The organism is Cellulomonas fengjieae, assembly GCF_018388465.1.
In the GTDB taxonomy this organism is placed as follows: domain Bacteria; phylum Actinomycetota; class Actinomycetes; order Actinomycetales; family Cellulomonadaceae; genus Cellulomonas; species Cellulomonas fengjieae.
The window spans coordinates 1,709,668-1,728,611 of the sequence record NZ_CP074404.1; the positions used below are offsets into that span (position 1 = coordinate 1,709,668).

An 18,944-nucleotide genomic window follows, 5' to 3' on the forward strand; every position below is an offset into this window, starting at 1 on the left:
CTGCTGGAGGCCACCGCGGGCGGACCGCTGTCCACCCACGCGGGTCCGTACTTCGGCGAGTTCGGCGGCCGGTTCGTGCCCGAGGCGCTCATCGCCGCGCTCGACGAGCTCGACACCGAGTACCACAAGGCCCTCACCGACCCGGCCTTCGGACGTGAGCTGTCCCGGCTGCACCGCACCTACACCGGCCGCCCGAGCCCGCTGACCGAGGTCCCGAGGTTCGCGCGGCACGTGGCGCCCGGCGTGCGGGTGTTCCTCAAGCGCGAGGACCTGAACCACACCGGCTCGCACAAGATCAACAACGTGCTGGGGCAGGCGCTGCTGGTCAAGCGGATGGGCAAGACCCGGGTGATCGCGGAGACCGGTGCCGGCCAGCACGGCGTCGCGACGGCGACCGCCGCTGCCCTGCTCGACCTGGAGTGCGTCGTCTACATGGGCGAGGAGGACACCCGACGGCAGGCCCTGAACGTCGCGCGGATGAAGCTCCTCGGAGCCGAGGTCGTCCCCGTGACGATCGGGTCGCGCACGCTCAAGGACGCGATCAACGAGGCCTTCCGCGACTGGGTGGCCAACGTCGAGACGACGCACTACCTCCTGGGCACCGTCACGGGACCGCACCCGTTCCCGGAGATGGTGCGCGACTTCCACAAGATCATCGGCGAGGAGGCCCGGTCCCAGCTGCTCGAGGAGATCGGCCGGCTGCCCGACGCCGTCGCGGCCTGCGTGGGCGGCGGCTCCAACGCGATGGGCATCTTCAACGCGTTCCTCGACGACCCCGCGGTGCGGCTGTTCGGCTTCGAGGCGGGCGGCGAGGGCATCTCCTCGGGCCGCCACGCCGCGCGGTTCAGCGGTGGCTCGCCCGGTGTCCTGCAGGGCGCCAAGTCGTACCTGCTGCAGGACGACGACGGACAGACCCTGCCCAGCCACTCGGTGTCCGCCGGGCTCGACTACCCGAGCGTCGGACCGGAGCACGCGTGGCTGCACGACATCGGCCGTGCCGAGTACCGCCCGGTCACCGACGCCGAGGCGATGGAGGCCTTCCGCCTCCTGTGCCGGACCGAGGGGATCATCCCCGCGATCGAGTCGGCGCACGCCCTGGCCGGCGCGATCCAGCTCGGCAGCGAGCTGTCCGGCTGGACCGGCGACGACGGCCACGAGCCCGTGCTCCTGGTCAACCTGTCGGGCCGCGGTGACAAGGACGTGGCCACGGCCGCGGCGTGGTTCGACCTGATCGAGGACAAGCCGGTCGTGCTGGCCGACGAAGGAGAGCAGCTGTGACCACGACCGCCGTCCAGTCGCAGGTCGGTGACCTGCTCGACGGCCTCGGTCGGGCCGCGCTCATCGGCTACCTGCCGGTGGGCTACCCGACCGTCGACGGCTCCGTGGACGCCGTCCGCACGATGATCGACGCCGGCGCCGACGTGGTCGAGCTCGGCATGCCCTACAGCGACCCCGGCATGGACGGCCCGGTGATCCAGCGGGCCGTCGACGCGGCGCTGGCGGGCGGCACCAAGGTGCGCGACACCCTCCGTGCGGTCGAGGAGGTCTCGGGACGCGGCGCGCCGGTCCTCGTGATGACCTACTGGAACCTCGTGCTGAAGTACGGCGTCGACGCCTTCGCCCGCGACCTCGCCGCCGCGGGCGGCGCGGGGATGATCACCCCCGACCTGATCCCCGACGAGGCCGGCGAGTGGATCGCCGCCTCCGACGCGTACGGCCTGGACCGCGTGTTCCTGGTCGCGCCCAGCTCGACGCCCGAGCGGCTCGCGTCGACCAGCGCCGCCTCGCGGGGGTTCGTCTACGCGGCCTCCACCATGGGCGTCACGGGCGAGCGCACCACGCTCGGTACCCGTGCCGAGCAGCTCGTCGCCGACACCCGCGCAGCCGGCGCCGCGCACGTGTGCGTGGGCCTGGGAGTCTCCCGCCCGGAGCAGGCGGCACAGGTGGCCGGGTATGCCGACGGCGTCATCGTCGGGTCGGCGCTGGTTCGCGCCCTGCTCGACGCGCCGGACCCCGCGGCGGGCCTCACCGAGCTCGCCCGCGTGACCGCCGGTCTGGCCGACGGCGTACGGTCTGCACGATGAACGCTCTCCTGCCGCTCGCCCTCCCGAGCCCGTCGCAGGGCGTCTGGCACCTCGGTCCGTTCCCGCTGCGCGCCTACGCGTTCGCGATCCTGCTCGGCATCGTCGCGGCGCTGTGGCTGACCCGGCGGCGCTGGATCGAGCGCGGGGGAGACCCGGACACCACCCTGGAGATCGCGTTCTGGGCGGTGCCGTTCGGCATCGTCGGAGGCCGCATCTACCACGTCATCAGCTCCCCGGACGCGTACTTCGGCGTCGGCGGCGACCCCGTGCGCGCGCTGTACATCTGGGAGGGCGGCCTCGGTATCTGGGGCGCGGTGGCGTTCGGCGCGGTCGGGGCGTGGATCGGCTGCCGGCGGCAGGGGGTGCGGCTGGCGCCGTGGGCCGACGCGCTCGCCCCCGGCCTGCTCGTGGCGCAGGCGCTGGGCCGGCTCGGCAACTGGTTCAACCAGGAGCTCTACGGCGGGCCCACCACGCTGCCGTGGGGCCTGCGCATCGACCCGGCGAACATGCCGATCGGCGACCCGGCCGGCACGCTCTACCACCCGGCGTTCCTGTACGAGATGATCTGGAACCTCGCGGGCGCCGCCCTGCTGATCTGGCTGGACCGCAAGCTGCAGCTCGGGTACGGGCGCGTGTTCTGGCTCTACGTGGTCATCTACACGTCGGGGCGGCTATGGATCGAGATGCTGCGCATCGACCCCGCGCACGAGTGGCTGGGCCTGCGGATCAATGTCTGGACGTCCATCATCGTCGGCCTCGGAGCGCTGGTAGCGTTCGTGGTGGTCGGCCGCCAGCACCCAGGGCGCGACACGACCCTCCTGCTGGCACCACAGACCGAGCAGGACGACGAGGAGATCGCGACCGATCCCGCCCGCTGACCCGCGAGCGAGACGGTCGCCGTGCTCCGCACGACGATGCAGGAGGTCCGCGGACCGCGCTGTATCGTCACCAGACCTGGGCCGACGGCGTCCCGCGTTCCCCCCATGATCGTGCAAGGTTCCCGACCCGTCGGGGACCGTGAGGACGGTGCTGATGTCGACGTCGCCCGCGAGCCCTGGCGCAGTACGTGCGCCGCAGCCGCAGGGTCTCTACGACCCCGCGGCCGAGCACGACGCATGTGGATTCGCCTTCGTCGCCACGCTGCGCGGCACACCGGGCCGGGACATCGTCGATGCCGGCCTGACGGCGCTGCTCAACCTGGACCACCGCGGCGCGGTGGGTGCCGAGGAGGACAGCGGTGACGGCGCCGGCATCCTGACCCAGATCCCGGACGCCTTCCTGCGGGACGTCGTGGACGCGGAGCTGCCCGCGGCGGGCTACTACGCGATCGGCATGGCGTTCCTCCCGGTGGACGAGGCGGAGCAGCGCCAGGCGGTCGCCGCGCTCGAGGCGATCGCGGCCGAGGAGAAGCTCGACGTGCTCGCCTGGCGGGACGTCCTGGTGACCGCGGACCTGGTCGGGCCCACCGCGCGCGCCTCCATGCCCGTGTTCCGCCAGCTGGTCGTCGCCGACCCGTCGCGGGAGCTGTCGGGCATCGCGCTGGACCGTCGCGCGTACCGGCTGCGCAAGCGCGCGGAGCGGGAGCACGGCCTGTACTTCGCGTCGCTGTCCGCCCGCACGATCGCCTACAAGGGCATGCTGACCACCGGCCAGCTCGAGCCGTTCTTCGCGGACCTGTCCGACCCGCGGTACGCCTCCGAGATCGCGCTCGTGCACTCGCGCTTCTCCACCAACACGTTCCCGTCCTGGCCGCTCGCGCAGCCGTTCCGGCTGATCGCGCACAACGGCGAGATCAACACGGTGCGGGGCAACCGCAACTGGATGGCGGCCCGCGAGGGCACGCTCGCCAGCGAGGAGCTGGGCGACCTGGCTCCGCTGCTGCCGGTGTGCACCCCCGGCGGTTCGGACTCCGGCAGCTTCGACGAGGTGCTCGAGCTGCTGCACCTGTCCGGCCGGCCGCTGCCGCACGCGGTGATGATGATGATCCCGGAGGCGTGGGAGAACCACGCCCAGATGGACCCCGCGCGGCGAGCGTTCTACGAGTACCACTCCACGCTCATGGAGCCGTGGGACGGTCCGGCGGCGATCACGTTCACCGACGGCACCCTGATCGGCTCCGTGCAGGACCGCAACGGACTGCGGCCGGGCCGGTACTGGGTCACCGAGGACGGGCTGGTCGTGTGCGCGTCCGAGGCGGGCGTGCTGGACATCGACCCCGCGACGATCGTCGCGAAGGGCCGTCTCGAGCCCGGCCGCATGTTCCTGGTGGACACGGGCAAGGGCCGGATCATCGAGGACCAGGAGATCAAGTCGTCCCTGGCCGCGCAGCGCCCCTACGCCGAGTGGGTGCGCGACAACTCGGTGTTCCTGCAGCAGCTGCCCGAGCGTGAGCACGTGGCGCACTCGGCCGCCTCGGTCCGTCGCCGGCAGCGCGCCTTCGGCTACACCGAGGAGGAACTGCGGATCCTGCTCAGCCCGATGGCCGCCGCCGGGGCGGAGCCACTGGGTGCGATGGGGTCCGACACGCCGGTCGCCGTGCTCTCCACCCGGCCCCGGCTGCTCTTCGACTACTTCACGCAGATGTTCGCCCAGGTGACCAACCCGCCGCTCGACGCGATCCGCGAGGAGCTCGTGACGGCGATCGGCGGCGCGATCGGCCCGGAGCCCAACCTGCTGCAGGACGGCCCCGGCCACGCCCGCAAGCTGATCCTGCCGTTCCCGGTGATCGACAACGACCAGCTGGCCAAGATCGTGCACGTCGCCAGGGAGCCCGCGCTCGGGTTCCGGGCGGCCACCATCCGGGGCCTCTACAAGGTCGACGGCGGGGGAGCCGCGCTCGAGGCGCGCCTCGAGGAGATCTTCGCGGAGGTCGACGCCGCCGTGGCCGACGGCGTGAGCTTCCTCGTGCTGTCGGACCGCAACTCCGACGCCGACCTGGCGCCCATCCCGTCGCTCCTGCTGCTGTCCGCCGTGCACCACCACACGCTGCGTCGGCACACCCGGACGCAGATCTCGCTCGTCGTCGAGGCCGGCGACGTGCGCGAGGTGCACCACGTGGCCCTGCTGATCGGCTACGGCGCGGCCGCGGTCAACCCGTACCTGGCGATGGAGACGGTCGAGGACCTGGCGCGCAACGGCTACCTGCCCGGGGTCGACCCCGAGAGGGCCGTCGCCCACCTCATCAAGGCGCTCGGCAAGGGCGTGCTCAAGGTCATGTCCAAGATGGGCATCTCGACGATCGCGTCGTACCGCGGCGCGCAGGTGTTCGAGGCCATCGGGCTCTCGCAGCCGCTCGTCGACAAGTACTTCACCGGGACCACCAGCCGGCTGGGCGGGATCGGGCTGGACGTGATCGCGGCCGAGGTCGCCGCGCGCCACGCCGACGCCTACCCGGCGAGCGGCAACCGACAGGCGCACCTGCGCCTCGCGGTCGGCGGCGAGTACCAGTGGCGTCGCGACGGCGAGGACCACCTGTTCGACCCCGAGACGGTCTTCCGGCTGCAGCACTCCACCCGCACCCGGCAGTTCGACGTGTTCCAGAAGTACACGAACCGGGTGGACGAGCAGTCCACGCGGCTGATGACGCTGCGCGGGCTGCTGACGTTCAAGGAGGGCGAGCGCGAGCCCGTACCGCTCGACGAGGTCGAGCCCGTCAGCGAGATCGTGAAGCGGTTCAACACCGGCGCCATGTCCTACGGCTCGATCTCGATGGAGGCGCACGAGACGCTCGCGATCGCCATGAACAGCATCGGTGGCAAGTCCAACACCGGTGAGGGCGGCGAGGACCCGGAGCGGCTGCACGACCCGGTCCGGCGCTCGGCGATCAAGCAGATCGCGTCCGGCCGGTTCGGCGTGACCAGCGAGTACCTGACCAACGCCGACGACATCCAGATCAAGCTCGCGCAGGGCGCCAAGCCCGGCGAGGGCGGTCAGCTGCCCGGCAACAAGGTGTACCCCTGGATCGGCCGCACGCGGCACTCGACGCCCGGCGTCGGGCTCATCTCGCCGCCGCCGCACCACGACATCTACTCGATCGAGGACCTGGCGCAGCTGATCCACGACGCCAAGAACGCGAACCCGCGGGCCCGGATCCACACCAAGCTGGTCAGCGAGTTCGGCGTCGGCACCATCGCGGCAGGCGTCGCCAAGGCGCACTCCGACGTCGTCCTCATCTCGGGTCACGACGGCGGCACCGGCGCCAGCCCTCTGACGTCGCTCAAGCACGCGGGCACGCCCTGGGAGATCGGCCTCGCCGAGACGCAGCAGACCCTGGTGCTGAACAACCTGCGCGACCGCGTCGTGGTCCAGGTCGACGGGCAGCTCAAGACCGGCCGCGACGTCGTGATCGGGGCGCTGCTCGGCGCCGAGGAGTTCGGCTTCGCCACGGCTCCGCTCGTCGTCTCCGGCTGCGTCATGATGCGGGTCTGCCACCTCGACACGTGCCCGGTGGGGGTCGCCACCCAGAACCCGGAGCTGCGCGCGCGGTTCACGGGCAAGCCCGAGTTCGTCGTGACGTTCATGGAGTTCATCGCGCAGGAGGTCCGGGCGCTGCTCGCGCAGCTCGGCTTCCGGACGCTGCTGGAGGCCGTGGGCCACGTCGAGCTGCTCGACACGCGTGCGGCGATCGACCACTGGAAGGCGGAAGGGCTGGACCTGTCCCCGGTGCTCGCCGTCCCGTCGCCGGTGCCCGGCACGGAGCTGCACCACACCAAGGACCAGGACCACGGCCTGGACCGGGCGCTGGACAACCGGCTGATCGCGCTCGCCGCGGACGCTCTCGAGCGCAGCGAGCCGGTCCGGATCGATCTGCCCGTGCGCAACGTGAACCGCACCGTCGGCACGATGCTCGGGCACGAGGTCACCAGCCGGTTCGGCGGCGCGGGCCTGCCCGACGACACGATCGACGTCACGCTCACCGGCTCGGCAGGGCAGTCGTTCGGGGCGTTCCTGCCCCGGGGGATCACCCTGCGGCTGTTCGGCGACGCGAACGACTACGTCGGCAAGGGCCTGTCCGGCGGGCGCATCGCCGTGCGGCCCGACCGCAACGCGGTGCTGTCCAGCGAGCACAACGTCGTCGCCGGCAACGTCATCGGCTACGGCGCGACCACGGGGCAGATCTTCCTGCGCGGTGTCGTCGGCGAGCGCTTCGGCGTGCGGAACTCGGGCGCGACGCTGGTCGTCGAGGGCGTCGGGGACCACGGCTGCGAGTACATGACCGGCGGGACCGTGCTGGTGCTCGGCCGGACCGGGCGCAACTTCGGGGCCGGGATGTCAGGGGGCACGGCGTACGTGCTGGACCTGGTCCCGGCGCTGGTGAACGTCGACGCCGTCCACACCCGGGAGCTGGCGCTGGACCCGCTCGACGACGACGACGCCGCCCTGGTGCGCGACCTGCTGCGCGCGCACCTGGACGAGACCGCCTCGCCGGTCGCTGCCCAGCTCCTCGAGGACTTCGGCTCGACCCGCTCGCGGTTCACACGACTTCTGCCCACCGAGTTCGCCCGCGTCCGTCGCGCGCTCGCGCAGGCCCAGGCCGACGGCCTGGACCCTGCCGCGCCGGGCGTGTGGGACCAGATCCTGGAGGTGGCCCGTGGCTGATCCCCGTGGCTTCTTGAAGGTGCGGGAGCGCGAGCTCCCACCCAACCGCCCGGTCGAGGTGCGCCTGCGCGACTGGAAGGACGTGCACGAGCACCTGGAGGACGGCCAGCCCTTCCTCAAGGAGCAGGCCGGCCGGTGCATGGACTGCGGCATCCCGTTCTGCCACAACGGCTGCCCGCTCGGGAACCTCATCCCCGAGTGGAACGACCTGGTGTGGCGCGGCCAGTGGTCCGACGCGATCGACCGGCTGCACGCGACGAACAACTTCCCGGAGTTCACCGGACGCATCTGCCCGGCGCCGTGCGAGTCGAGCTGCGTGCTGGGCATCAACCAGCCGCCGGTGACCATCAAGAACGTCGAGGTCTCGATCATCGACGAGGCGTTCCAGCGGGGGTACGTGACCCCGCAGGTCCCGCAGCGCCTCACGGGCCACACGGTCGCGGTGGTCGGCTCGGGCCCGGCGGGCCTGGCGGCCGCGCAGCAGCTGACGCGCGCCGGCCACACGGTCGCGGTGTACGAGCGCGACGACGCCATCGGTGGTCTCCTTCGCTACGGCGTGCCGGACTTCAAGCTCGAGAAGATCCACATCGACCGGCGGCTGGCCCAGATGGAGGCCGAGGGCACGCGCTTCCGCCCCGGCGTCGAGGTCGGTCGCGACGTCACGTGGCCCCAGCTGCAGGCGCGGTACGACGCGATCGTCGTCGCGACGGGCGCGACCGTGCCGCGCGCGCTGCAGGTGCCGGGCAAGGAGCTGGGCGGCGTGCACGTCGCCATGGACTTCCTGCACCAGGCCAACGCGGTGGCCGCGGGCAAGCCCGTGGCGGACCAGATCACGGCCGAGGGCAAGCACGTCATCATCATCGGCGGCGGCGACACGGGCTCGGACTGCCTGGGCACCGCACTGCGGCAGGGCGCAGCCTCGGTGACGACGCTCGCCATCGGCAAGCGTCCGCCGCTGGAGCGGCCCGCCAACCAGCCGTGGCCGACGGACCCGATCCTGTTCGAGGTGTCGTCGTCGCACGAGGAGGGCGGTGAGCGCGACTACCTCGCCTCGACCGTCGAGTTCCTGGGCGACGGGTCCGGGGCCGTGCGCGCGCTGCGGCTCGCCACCACCGAGTACCTGCCCGACGGCCGCCGCGTGCCCACGCCGGGCACCGAGCGGGAGATCCCGGCGGACCTCGTGCTGGTGGCCATGGGCTTCACCGGGCCCGAGGTGGACCCGCTCACCCAGCAGATCGGCATCGAGCTGACGGCCCGCGGGCTCGTCGCCCGTTCCGACGACTACGCGACGACCGTGCCCGGTGTGTTCGTCGCCGGAGACGCCGGCCGCGGGCAGTCGCTCATCGTCTGGGCGATCGCCGAGGGTCGCGCGGCCGCCGCGGCCGTCGACACCTACCTGTCGGGCAGCACCGAGCTGCCCTCACCCGTCTCCGCCAGCACCGTGGCGCTGCGCCCCTGACCCCACCAGGACAGACAGCACGGTCCGACCGGCCAGCATGGCCGGTGCGGGGCCGCGCTGGGACCTTCGGTCCGACCGTGATCCAACGAAAGGCATAGGCTCGTTTCATGCGTAGAGCAAAGATCGTCTGCACCATTGGTCCCGCCACGGAGTCCGCGGAGCAGATCCAGGCCCTCGTCGACGCCGGGATGGACGTGGCGCGGCTGAACCGCAGCCACGGCGACACCGAGGTCCACAAGCGGGTGTACGACAACGTCCGCGCGGCCGCCAAGGCCTCCGGCCGTTCGGTGGCCGTGCTCGTGGACCTCCAGGGTCCGAAGATCCGCCTCGGCCGGTTCGTCGCCGGCAAGCACGACCTCGCCGTCGGTGACACGTTCACCATCACGACCGAGGACGTCGAGGGCACCAAGGAGCTCGTCTCGACCACCCACAAGGGGCTGCCGAACGACGCCCGCGTCGGTGACCCGATTCTCATCGACGACGGCAAGGTCCTCGTCCGCGTCACCGCGGTGGAGGGGCCCCGCGTGGTCACCCGCGTCGAGGTCCCCGGCACCGTCTCCAACAACAAGGGCCTCAACCTGCCCGGCGTCGCCGTGTCGGTGCCCGCGATGAGCGACAAGGACGAGGAGGACCTGCGCTGGGCCCTCACCGTCGGCGCCGACATCATCGCGCTGTCGTTCGTGCGGTCCGCCGCCGACTACGACGACGTGCGCCGGATCATGGAGGAGGAGAACCGGGTCGTCCCGGTCATCGCCAAGATCGAGAAGCCGCAGGCCGTCGAGAACCTGGCGGAGATCGTGGCCGCGTTCGACGGCATCATGGTCGCCCGTGGCGACCTGGGCGTCGAGCTCCCGCTCGAGCAGGTGCCGCTCGTCCAGAAGCGCGCGGTCGAGCTGGCCCGGCGCAACGCCAAGCCGGTCATCGTGGCGACGCAGGTGCTCGAGTCCATGACGACCAATCCCCGCCCGACGCGCGCGGAGACCTCGGACTGCGCCAACGCGGTGCTCGACGGGGCCGACGCGGTCATGCTCTCCGGCGAGACCAGCGTGGGCGACTACCCGATCGAGACGGTCCGCACCATGGCCCGGATCATCGTGGCGACCGAGGAGATGGGCCGGGAGCGCATGGCGCCCCTCGGCTCGACCCCGCACACCCGCGGTGGGGCGATCACCCGCGCCGCCGCCGAGATCGGCGAGACGCTCGACGTCAAGTACCTCGTGACGTTCACGCAGTCGGGCGACTCGGCGCGCCGCATGTCGCGCCTGCGCTCGAGCATCCCGCTGCTCGCCTTCACGCCGATCGACGAGGTCCGCAACGTCCTGTCGCTCAGCTGGGGCGTGCAGACGTACCGGGTGCCGTCGGTCGAGGACACGGACGCGATGGTGAGCCAGGTCGACTCGACGCTGCGCGCGAACGGGCTCGCGGAGATCGGCGACTACGTCGTCGTCGTCGCGGGTGCCCCGGTGGGCGTCGTCGGTTCGACCAACTCGATCGTCGTGCACAAGATCGGTGACGAGGAGAACGCGAGCGGTCGCATCGCCTGACCGCTGCACGGACACGTACGACCGAAGGGCCCGGAGGATGTCTCCGGGCCCTTCGGCCGTCCCTCAGACGACGCCGAGGGCGAGCATGGCGTCGGCCACCTTGGTGAAGCCGGCGATGTTCGCGCCGACCACGTAGTTCCCGGGCGCCTCGTACTCGTCGGCCGTGGCCAGGCAGCGGTCGTGGATCGAGTGCATGATCCCCGCGAGGCGCTCCTCGGTGTACTCGAACGACCACGAGTCCCGGCTCGCGTTCTGCTGCATCTCGAGCGCCGAGGTCGCGACCCCGCCCGCGTTCGCGGCCTTGCCCGGGCCGAACAGGACGCCGGCGTCGCGCAGCAGGGCGACCGCTGATGGCGTGGTCGGCATGTTGGCCCCCTCGGCGACGGCGATGACCCCGGACCTCACGAGCGCCGCGGCGCTGTCCTCGTCGAGCTCGTTCTGGGTGGCGCACGGCAGCGCGACCTGGGCACCGACCTCCCACACGCGTCGGCCGGGCACGAACGTCGCGCCGCGCCGCTCGGCGTAGATCGAGACCGGGAGCCGCTCGACCTCGCGGGTCTGCTGCAGGAGGTCGAGATCGATGCCGCGCTCGTCGAGCACGTAGCCCGTGGAGTCGGAGCACGCCACCACGTGGCCGCCGAGCTGCTGCGCCTTCTGGATCGCGTACTGCGCGACGTTGCCGGACCCCGAGACCACGACGCGGCGCCCGTCGAACGACGTGCCCCGGTTCTGCAGCATGCGCTCGGCGAACAGCACGGTGCCGTAGCCGGTGGCCTCCGTGCGGACGAGCGAGCCGCCCCAGGTGAGGCCCTTGCCCGTGAGGACGCCGGACTCGTAGCGGTTGGTGATCCGCTTGTACTGCCCGAACAGGTAGCCGATCTCGCGGCCGCCGACGCCGATGTCGCCCGCCGGGACGTCGGTGTGCTCCCCGAGGTGGCGGTAGAGCTCGGTCATGAACGACTGGCAGAACCGCATGACCTCGCCCTGCGAGCGGCCACGCGGGTCGAAGTCGGAGCCGCCCTTGCCACCGCCGATGGGCATCCCGGTGAGCGCGTTCTTGAACACCTGCTCGAAGCCGAGGAACTTGACGATGCCCAGGTAGACCGAGGGGTGGAAGCGCAGGCCTCCCTTGTACGGGCCGAGCGCCGAGTTGTACTCGACCCGGAAGCCGCGGTTGGTGTGCACCGTGCCGGCGTCGTCGACCCACGGCACCCGGAAGATGAGCTGGCGCTCGGGCTCGCACAGCCGCTCGAGGACGGCGGCGTCCACGTACTGGGGGTTCTTGCGGAGCACGGGCTCCAGGCTGTCGAACACCTCGACCACCGCCTGGTGGAACTCCTGCTCGCCCGGGTTGCGGCGCAGCACCTGCTCGAGGACGTGGGCCAGCTGTTGTCTCATGTACCTTGCTCCGCTCGTCCAGGGGACCGCCTCGGTACGGCGTCCACCTCAGGGGCTCCTGGCACCGTAGGCAGATGTCTCGGTCCCGCGCCCCTTGTCTCGCGATGCGGTGCCCCGAGGACCGCGCTCTGGCGACCGAGGTCACCTCGCGGCTCCGGCCGCCCTGAGCGGCGCACGCCGTGGTACGTAGCGGTCGATCTGCGGTTGGTGGTAGTCCTGGACCTCTCGTCAGCCGCCCGGCTGCTCGCCCGAGAGGGGACCTTCCCGATGGCGCGGAGCACCGGTGCAGCGGCGGGACTGGTGCTGTTCACGCTCGCCACCAGCCAGTTCCTCATGACGCTCGACAGCTCGGTGATGAACGTGTCGATCGCGCAGGTGGCGGCGGACGTGGGAACCACCGTCACGGGCATCCAGACGGCGATCACGCTCTACACGCTCGTGATGGCCACGATGATGATCACCGGCGGCAAGGTCGGCGGGCTGATCGGGCGACGGCGGGCCTTCGCCATCGGGTGCGTCGTCTACGCGTGCGGGTCGTTCGTCACCGCGCTCGCCCCGTCCCTGACGGTGCTGATCATCGGCTGGTCGGTCCTGGAGGGACTCGGCGCGGCGCTGATCATGCCCGCGATCGTCGCGCTGGTGGCCTCGAACTTCGCGACGACGGAACGCCCGCGCGCCTACGGCCTGGTCGCCTCGGCCGGCGCGGTCGCGGTGGCTGCCGGGCCGTTGATCGGCGGGTTCGTGACGACGTACTGGACGTGGCGGTACGTGTTCGCCGGCGAGGTCGTGCTGGTCGTCGGCATCCTGGCGCTGACCCGCAAGATCGCCGACGCCGCCCCCGAGGAGCGGTTCCGTCTCGACCTGGTGGGATCCGTCCTGTCGGCCCTCGGGCTCGGGCTGGCCGTCTTCGGCGTGCTCCGGTCCGGCGAGTGGGGCTGGGTGCTCACCCGCCCCGGCGGCCCGTCCTGGTGGGGCGTGTCGCCGACCGTGTGGTTCGTCCTGGCCGGCGCCGTCGTCCTGCGGCTGTTCTTCGGGTGGGAGCACCGGGTCGTCGCAGCCGGTCGCGAACCGCTGGTCCGCCCGGACCTGCTGCGCAACGTACGGCTCGTCGGCGGGCTGACCATGTTCTTCTTCCAGTTCATGATCCAGGCCGGCCTCTTCTTCATCGTGCCGCTGTTCCTGTCGGTCGCCCTCGGGCTGTCCGCTCTGGCGACCGGTGTCCAGCTGCTGCCACTGTCGGTGTCGCTGCTCGCCGCCGCGGTCGGCGTCCCTCGGTTCCTGCCGCGTGCGTCCCCGCGCGAGGTCGTGCGTTGGGGTGTGGTCGTGATCCTGGTCGGCATCGTGGCTCTCATGGCGGCCCTGGAGATCGGAGCCGGTCCGGAGATCGTGGGGGTGCCGCTGTTCCTCGTCGGCCTCGGGGTCGGCGCGCTCGCGTCGCAGCTCGGCGCCGTGACGGTCTCGGCGGTGCCGGACGAGCAGAGTGGCGACGTCGGCGGCGTGCAGAACACGATGACGAACCTGGGCGCGTCCCTGGGCACGGCCCTGGCCGGGTCGGTGCTCATCGCGACGCTGACGGCGACCCTGCTCGCCGGGCTGGACGACAACCCGCAGGTCGGTGCCGACGTGGCCGCGAACGCCCAGGTCGAGCTGGCCGGTGGGGTGCCGTTCGTGTCCGACGCGGACCTGGCACCCGCGCTCGAGGCCGCCGGGCTCCCGCCGCAGGAGGTGACGGCGATCGTCGAGGAGAACACGGCCGCCCGGATCGGCGCCCTGCGCGCGAGCCTCGCGGTGCTCGCGCTGGTGGCGGCGCTGGCGCTCTACTTCTCGCGGCTGCTGCCGACGGCGCCCGTGGGATCCGAGCCGGTCGCGACCGACGCACCGCCACGGGCTCCGTCGACCGACGCGGCATAGTGGCTGCATGGACGAGAAGGAGACCCTGCTGAGGTACCTGCGCGCGCAGCGCACCAGCCTGCTCGGCAAGCTCGACGGCCTCGGCGAGTACGACATCCGCCGGCCGCTGACGCCGACGGGCACCAACCTGCTCGGGCTGGTCAAGCACGTCGCCGGGGTGCAGCTCGACTACTTCGGCGAGGTTTTCGGGCGACCCGCTGCCCTGGAGCCGCCGTGGCTCGCGCAGGACGCGGAGCCGAACGCCGACATGTGGGCGACGCCGGAGGAGACCCGCGACGAGATCGTGCAGCTGCACCGGTTCTCGGCGGAGCACAGCGACGCGACGATCGAGGCGCTGCCCCTCGACGCGCCCGGCGAGGTCCCGTGGTGGGGGGATGACCGCCATGTGACGCTGCACCAGATCCTGGTGCACATGTGCGTCGAGACGGCCCGGCACGCGGGGCACGCCGACATCGTGCGGGAGCTGGTCGACGGGGCCGTCGGCAGCCGTCGCGACGACCCCAACATCCCCGCGATCGACTGGCCGCAGTACCGCGACCGCGTGGAGGCGGCCGCTCGGGCGTCGGTGCGGGTCAGGCGTGCGGGTCCGTGATCCCGCGCAGCCGCGCCGACGGCTCCCGCAGCGATGCCGTGCGGCCAGCACCGGCCTGCGCCGTCGACGTCGCCGTGCTCGTCGCGACGCTCGCCTGACGGCGGATCACGGGCGCGCGCGGGGAGCACCGCCGGTGACGAAGGCGTCGCGAGGGTGCTGGACGCTCGCCAGCGAGACGATGTCGCGCCCGAACACCGCGGCTGCCAGCCACACCGCGAGCACCCGGATCTTGCGTTCCCAGGTGGGCACCGCAAGCACGTGGTACCCGCGGTGCATGACCCAGGCCGGGAACCCCGTGACGACCAGGCGGCGGTACTGGAACACGCCCTGGCCGAGCCCGAGCGTCGCGACGACTCCGAGGCTCTGGTGCAGGTAGTCCCTGGGCACGCCCCCGCGCAGCACCGCCGCGACGTTCGCCGCCAGGTGCTTGCCCTGGCGTACCGCGTGCTGCGCGTTGGGCACCGTGCGCGAACCGGGCGTCGCGACGGCGATGTCCGGCACCGCCGCGTCGTCGCCGCCGGCCCAGGCATCGGGGACGACGGCCGCGGCCGTGCCGATCCGCAGGTCCGCCCGCACCCGCAGCAGCCCACGCTCGTCGACGGGCAGGTCGGTGTGCTGCGCCACCACCGGGTTCGCCGCGTTGCCGGCAGCCCACACGATGAGGCCGGAGTCGAACTCCTCGCCGGTGGACAGGACCACGTGCCCGTCGACGGCGGAGACGAGCTTCGTGCGCAGGTGCACGCGCGCACCGCGCTCCTCCAGGGCGCGCACCACCCACCGCCCCGGGCCGTCCGTGACCTCGGGCAGGATGCGGTCGGCCGCCTCCACCAGGTGGAAGCCGAGGTCGGCGGGGGAGAGCTCGGGGTAGGAGGGCAGCAGCGAGGTCGCCAGGGACAGCAGCTCGCCGAAGCCCTCGACGCCCGAGAACCCACCCCCGACGAAGGTCACGGTGAGCAGCCTGCGCCGTTCGGGTCCCGGCGGCAGGACCGCGGCGCGGTCGAAGGCCGTGAGCAGGCGGTCGCGGATCGCTACGGCCTCCTCGACGTGCTTCATGCCGATCGCCTGCTCGGCGACGCCGGGCACCGGGAACGTCCGGGTCACGGCGCCGGCGGTGATGACGATGACGTCGTAGCCGAGCTCGAGGTCGTCGCCGTCGGCGGGGCGGACCCGCACCGTGCGGCGCGCGTGCTCGACCCCGGTCACCTCGCCCGCGACGACCGTGCTGCGGCGCAGGTGCCTGCGCAGCGAGACGGCGGCGTGCCGGGCCTCGACCGAGCCGGCCATCACCTCGGGGAGGAACGGTTGGTAGGTCATGTAGGGGCGGGGGTCGATCACGACGATCTCGGCCTCGTCCGGACGCAGCGTCCTCTCCAGGTTCCACGCGGCGTAGAAGCCCGCGTAGCCGCCGCCGACGATAACGATCCGCTTCGGGTGTGTCACACCCTCTCGACCGGGCGGACCGCCGGAACGTGACACGGCACGTCAGCCGGTCGCCGTGAACCGCCGGAGCTTGCTCGGGCTGACCACGATATAGACGTGCTCGATCCCACGCTGCGAGCCGTCGAGCGTGACGAGCGCCTGGGGGACACCGTCCGCGGTGGCGACGAGGAGCCCGGCGCCGCCGTTCACCTCCACGGTGCGGAACGTCGAGTGGTGCCAGTACTTGCGCAGCACGTTGTCGAGGAAGGTCATGGTGCGCGCGACCCCCACGAGCTCCAGGCGGGAGGCGTGCACCTCACCGCCACCGTCGGGCCGCACGACGACGTCGTCCACGAGCAGCCGCTCGAGCCCGTCGAGGTCACCGGCGCGCGCGGCCGCGGCGAACGACTCCACGAGCCGGCGCCGCCGGGCGGGGGACGCCGGAACCGACCGCGCGGAGGCCAGGTGCTCGCGCGCGCGTCGGGCCACCTGCCGGGCGTTGACCTCGGTGAGACCCAGCACCTCGGCGATCTCACGGAAGCTGTACCCGAAGGCCTCGCGCAGCACGTACGCGGCCCGCTCGGCGGGACCGAGCTTCTCGAGCAGGAGCAGCACCGCCGTCTCCAGGGCCTCGGCGCGCTCGGCGCCGAGGGCGGGGTCCGCGCTCGTGTCGACGGGCTCGGGCAGCCATGGACCGAGGTATGTCTCGCGCCGCGCGTGCGCCGACGTGCTCGCGTTGATGGCCAGCCGGGTCGTGGTCGTCGTGAGGAACGCGGCCGGGTTGCGCACCGCGCGGCGGTCGGTGCCCTGCCAGCGCACCCACGCGTCCTGGACCACGTCCTCGGCCTCCGCCACGCTGCCGAGCATCCGGTAGGCGAGGCCGAACAGGCGCGGCCGGACGTCCTCGAACGCCCTGACGTCCGTGTCCGGGACGTTCTGGTTCGAGCCCGTGCTCGGTGCGGCGGCGTTGTCGGCGGTGTCGCTGGCCACGGTCACAATCTAGGGCTCACCGCGCCATCCAGTCCTCGAGCGTGGTGCTGCCCAGGACGGCGTCGCCGTGCGGGACGAGCGTGTCCTCGTGGAGCACTGCGCCGAAGTACTTGGCTGCGGGGTCCGTGACCACCTCACGCGGGTCGCCGCGCGCGGTGAGGAACCGACGCCCCAGGTCGTCCAGGCGGAGCCGCTCCGGCCCGGCGATCTCGACCCGCCCGTTCGCCGGTGCGCCGAGCGTCACGCCGCGCAGCGCCGCGGCCACGTCGTCGGCGGCCATGGGCTGGATCAGCACGTGCGCCAGGTGCACCGTCGAGCCGTCGGTCGCGGAGTCGACGATGCCCGCGAGGAACTCGAAGAACTGGGTGGCGTGCACCAGCGAGTACGGGATCGACGACCCTTCGATGAGCTTCTCCTGCGCGATCTTGGCGCGGAAGTAGCCGCTCTCGGGCAGCCGTTCGGTACCGACGACGGACAGCGCGACGTGGTGCCGCACGCCGGCGGCGGCCTCGGCGGCCAGCAGGTTGCGCGTGGAGGTCTCGAAGAACTCCAGCACGGCGGCCGCCTCGAACGACGGCGAGTTCGAGACGTCGACGACGACGTCGGCGCCCTGCAGCACCTCGGTCAGGCCCTCGCCGGTGAGGGTGTTCACCCCGGTACCCGGCGACGCGGCGACGGCCCGGTGACCTTGCTCGGTCAGCAGTGCCACCAGCCTGGAGCCGATGAGTCCTGTGCCTCCGATGACGACGACCAGCATGTCGGAACCTCCTCAGTCGGTGACCGGCGAGGTGCCGGTCACCGCGTACGACCGGGCAGCGGCTCCGGACGTGACACCCGGGGCGGTCTCTCAGGGCCGCACGCCGAGCGTGTGCCGTACGGCCTGCCGGAACGTGATCCGACCCGACGCGTCGCGCTGCTCCTCCAGGGCGCCGAGGACCTCCTCCTGCAACCCGGGGCGGGCAGCCTCGGGCACCGCCTCCCACATCGACCGCTGGCCGTGCGACCACGAGAACGCCACGAACTGTTCCGGGTCGCCGAACACCGCGTCCACGCTGTGGACCACGGTCCTGACGTCCGTGAGGCCCGCGTCGGAGAACAGCCGCTCCACCCCGGCGTCGGACGCGTACGGGCCGCGCAGCGCGCGGGACCGGGCCTCTATGAGTTCGGGCGGGAGGTGCGGGCCGAAGAGCTGGTCGACGGCGGTCCACCCCGGGTCCTTCTCGCCCAGGGTGGTCACGCCCAGGCGTCCGCCGTGGACCACGAGCTCCGTCCACGCGCGCAGTGCTGCCGCGGGTTCGGGCAGGAAGAAGAGCACCAGGCTGGCGGCGACGACGTCGAACGACGCGGGGGGCAGTTCCGGCGCGCGGGCGTCAGCCACCCGGACCTCCACCTGGGGGAGGTGAGCGAGGTCGCGTGCGGTCAGCTCGACCATCCGCGGGGCGAGATCGATGCCGAGGGCGTGCCCGGTCGGGCCGGTCGCGAGGGCCAGCGGCCCCAGGGCGGCGCCGCGTCCGCAGCCGATGTCGAGCACGCGCGTGCCGGGCCTGACGTCGAGCTCGGCGACCAGCCTCGTGGCGATCGGCCCGACCCACGGGACACCGACCGCGTCGTAGGTGTCCGCGGCGCGGTCGAACACGCCTGCTATGCCATCCGGTGACTCCATGGCACCACCTTGGCAGCGGCCACAGACATGGGCCAGGCGCCGAGCCAGGAGGCGCGGCGCCCGGTCGACGTGGAGCTAGCGGCGGTCGGTGTCCTCCTGCTCGATGCCGTCGGCCTTGATCTTCTCGGCGTCGGTCTTCTCGACCTCGACCTCGACCTCGGTCTCGCGGATCACCGGACCGTCGTCGCCGGTGTCGTGGACGATCCTGTCGTCGCTGTGCATGTCGACCTCCTCGTTGACGCGCCGTTCCGAGACGGCGAGCGTAGGACTCGCGTCCTCCGCGCGC

14 protein-coding genes are annotated in these 18,944 nt (G+C 72.2%); 8 read left to right on the plus strand and 6 right to left on the minus strand.

What is annotated here, in order from left to right:
• From trpB to pyk, 6 genes are all read left to right on the plus strand, one after another.
• Positions 1–1,278 carry a tryptophan synthase subunit beta gene (gene trpB, locus KG102_RS07905; RefSeq protein ID WP_372438427.1) on the plus strand — a complete coding sequence of 426 codons (1,278 nt, stop codon included), beginning with the start codon at positions 1–3 and terminating at the stop codon, positions 1,276–1,278.
• Entirely contained in the window at positions 1,275–2,084 is an 810-nt protein-coding gene (gene trpA / locus KG102_RS07910; RefSeq protein ID WP_208213631.1) for a tryptophan synthase subunit alpha, read from the plus strand. Before trpB ends, trpA begins: the two co-directional genes overlap by 4 nt.
• Entirely contained in the window at positions 2,081–2,962 is an 882-nt protein-coding gene (gene lgt / locus KG102_RS07915; protein WP_208213630.1) for a prolipoprotein diacylglyceryl transferase, read from the plus strand. Before trpA ends, lgt begins: the two co-directional genes overlap by 4 nt.
• 154 nt (positions 2,963–3,116) lie before the next feature.
• On the plus strand, positions 3,117–7,682 hold the full coding sequence (gltB, locus tag KG102_RS07920) for a glutamate synthase large subunit (protein WP_208290061.1): 4,566 nt from the start codon (positions 3,117–3,119) through the stop codon (positions 7,680–7,682).
• Positions 7,675–9,141, plus strand: coding sequence for a glutamate synthase subunit beta (locus tag KG102_RS07925; protein WP_208213628.1), 1,467 nt, complete (start codon positions 7,675–7,677; stop codon positions 9,139–9,141). The genes gltB and KG102_RS07925 overlap by 8 nt, the downstream gene beginning before the upstream one ends.
• 107 nt (positions 9,142–9,248) lie before the next feature.
• Complete coding sequence (gene pyk, locus KG102_RS07930; protein ID WP_208290060.1) at positions 9,249–10,685, plus strand: pyruvate kinase; 1,437 nt, start codon at positions 9,249–9,251, stop codon at positions 10,683–10,685.
• 63 nt (positions 10,686–10,748) lie between these two features.
• On the opposite strand, the gene gdhA is transcribed toward pyk, so the two are convergent.
• The gene (gene gdhA, locus KG102_RS07935) at positions 10,749–12,083 is read right to left on the minus strand and encodes an NADP-specific glutamate dehydrogenase (RefSeq protein WP_208290059.1); all 1,335 of its coding nucleotides are present in this window, start codon (positions 12,081–12,083) and stop codon (positions 10,749–10,751) included.
• 267 nt (positions 12,084–12,350) lie between these two features.
• Between gdhA and KG102_RS07940 the strand changes: the two genes are divergently transcribed.
• Both KG102_RS07940 and KG102_RS07945 read left to right on the plus strand, forming a co-directional pair.
• Complete coding sequence (locus tag KG102_RS07940; RefSeq protein WP_208290058.1) at positions 12,351–13,994, plus strand: MFS transporter; 1,644 nt, start codon at positions 12,351–12,353, stop codon at positions 13,992–13,994.
• A 7-nt stretch (positions 13,995–14,001) separates the two neighbouring features.
• Positions 14,002–14,586 carry a DinB family protein gene (locus KG102_RS07945; RefSeq protein WP_208213624.1) on the plus strand — a complete coding sequence of 195 codons (585 nt, stop codon included), beginning with the start codon at positions 14,002–14,004 and terminating at the stop codon, positions 14,584–14,586.
• Between the two features lie 105 nt (positions 14,587–14,691).
• On the opposite strand, the gene KG102_RS07950 is transcribed toward KG102_RS07945, so the two are convergent.
• From KG102_RS07950 to KG102_RS07970, 5 genes are all read right to left on the minus strand, one after another.
• A complete protein-coding gene (locus KG102_RS07950) occupies positions 14,692–16,026 on the minus strand; it encodes an NAD(P)/FAD-dependent oxidoreductase (RefSeq protein WP_208213623.1) in 1,335 nt (444 codons plus the stop codon).
• Positions 16,027–16,068: 42 nt separating this feature from the next.
• Entirely contained in the window at positions 16,069–16,995 is a 927-nt protein-coding gene (gene sigJ / locus KG102_RS07955; protein WP_208290057.1) for an RNA polymerase sigma factor SigJ, read from the minus strand.
• A gap of 16 nt (positions 16,996–17,011) precedes the next feature.
• The gene (locus KG102_RS07960; protein ID WP_208290056.1) at positions 17,012–17,752 is read right to left on the minus strand and encodes an SDR family oxidoreductase; all 741 of its coding nucleotides are present in this window, start codon (positions 17,750–17,752) and stop codon (positions 17,012–17,014) included.
• Between the two features lie 90 nt (positions 17,753–17,842).
• Positions 17,843–18,658, minus strand: coding sequence for a class I SAM-dependent methyltransferase (locus KG102_RS07965; RefSeq protein ID WP_208290055.1), 816 nt, complete (start codon positions 18,656–18,658; stop codon positions 17,843–17,845).
• A 75-nt stretch (positions 18,659–18,733) separates the two neighbouring features.
• Entirely contained in the window at positions 18,734–18,880 is a 147-nt protein-coding gene (locus tag KG102_RS07970) for a hypothetical protein (protein ID WP_208213619.1), read from the minus strand.
• Between the last annotated feature and the right edge of the window lie 64 nt (positions 18,881–18,944).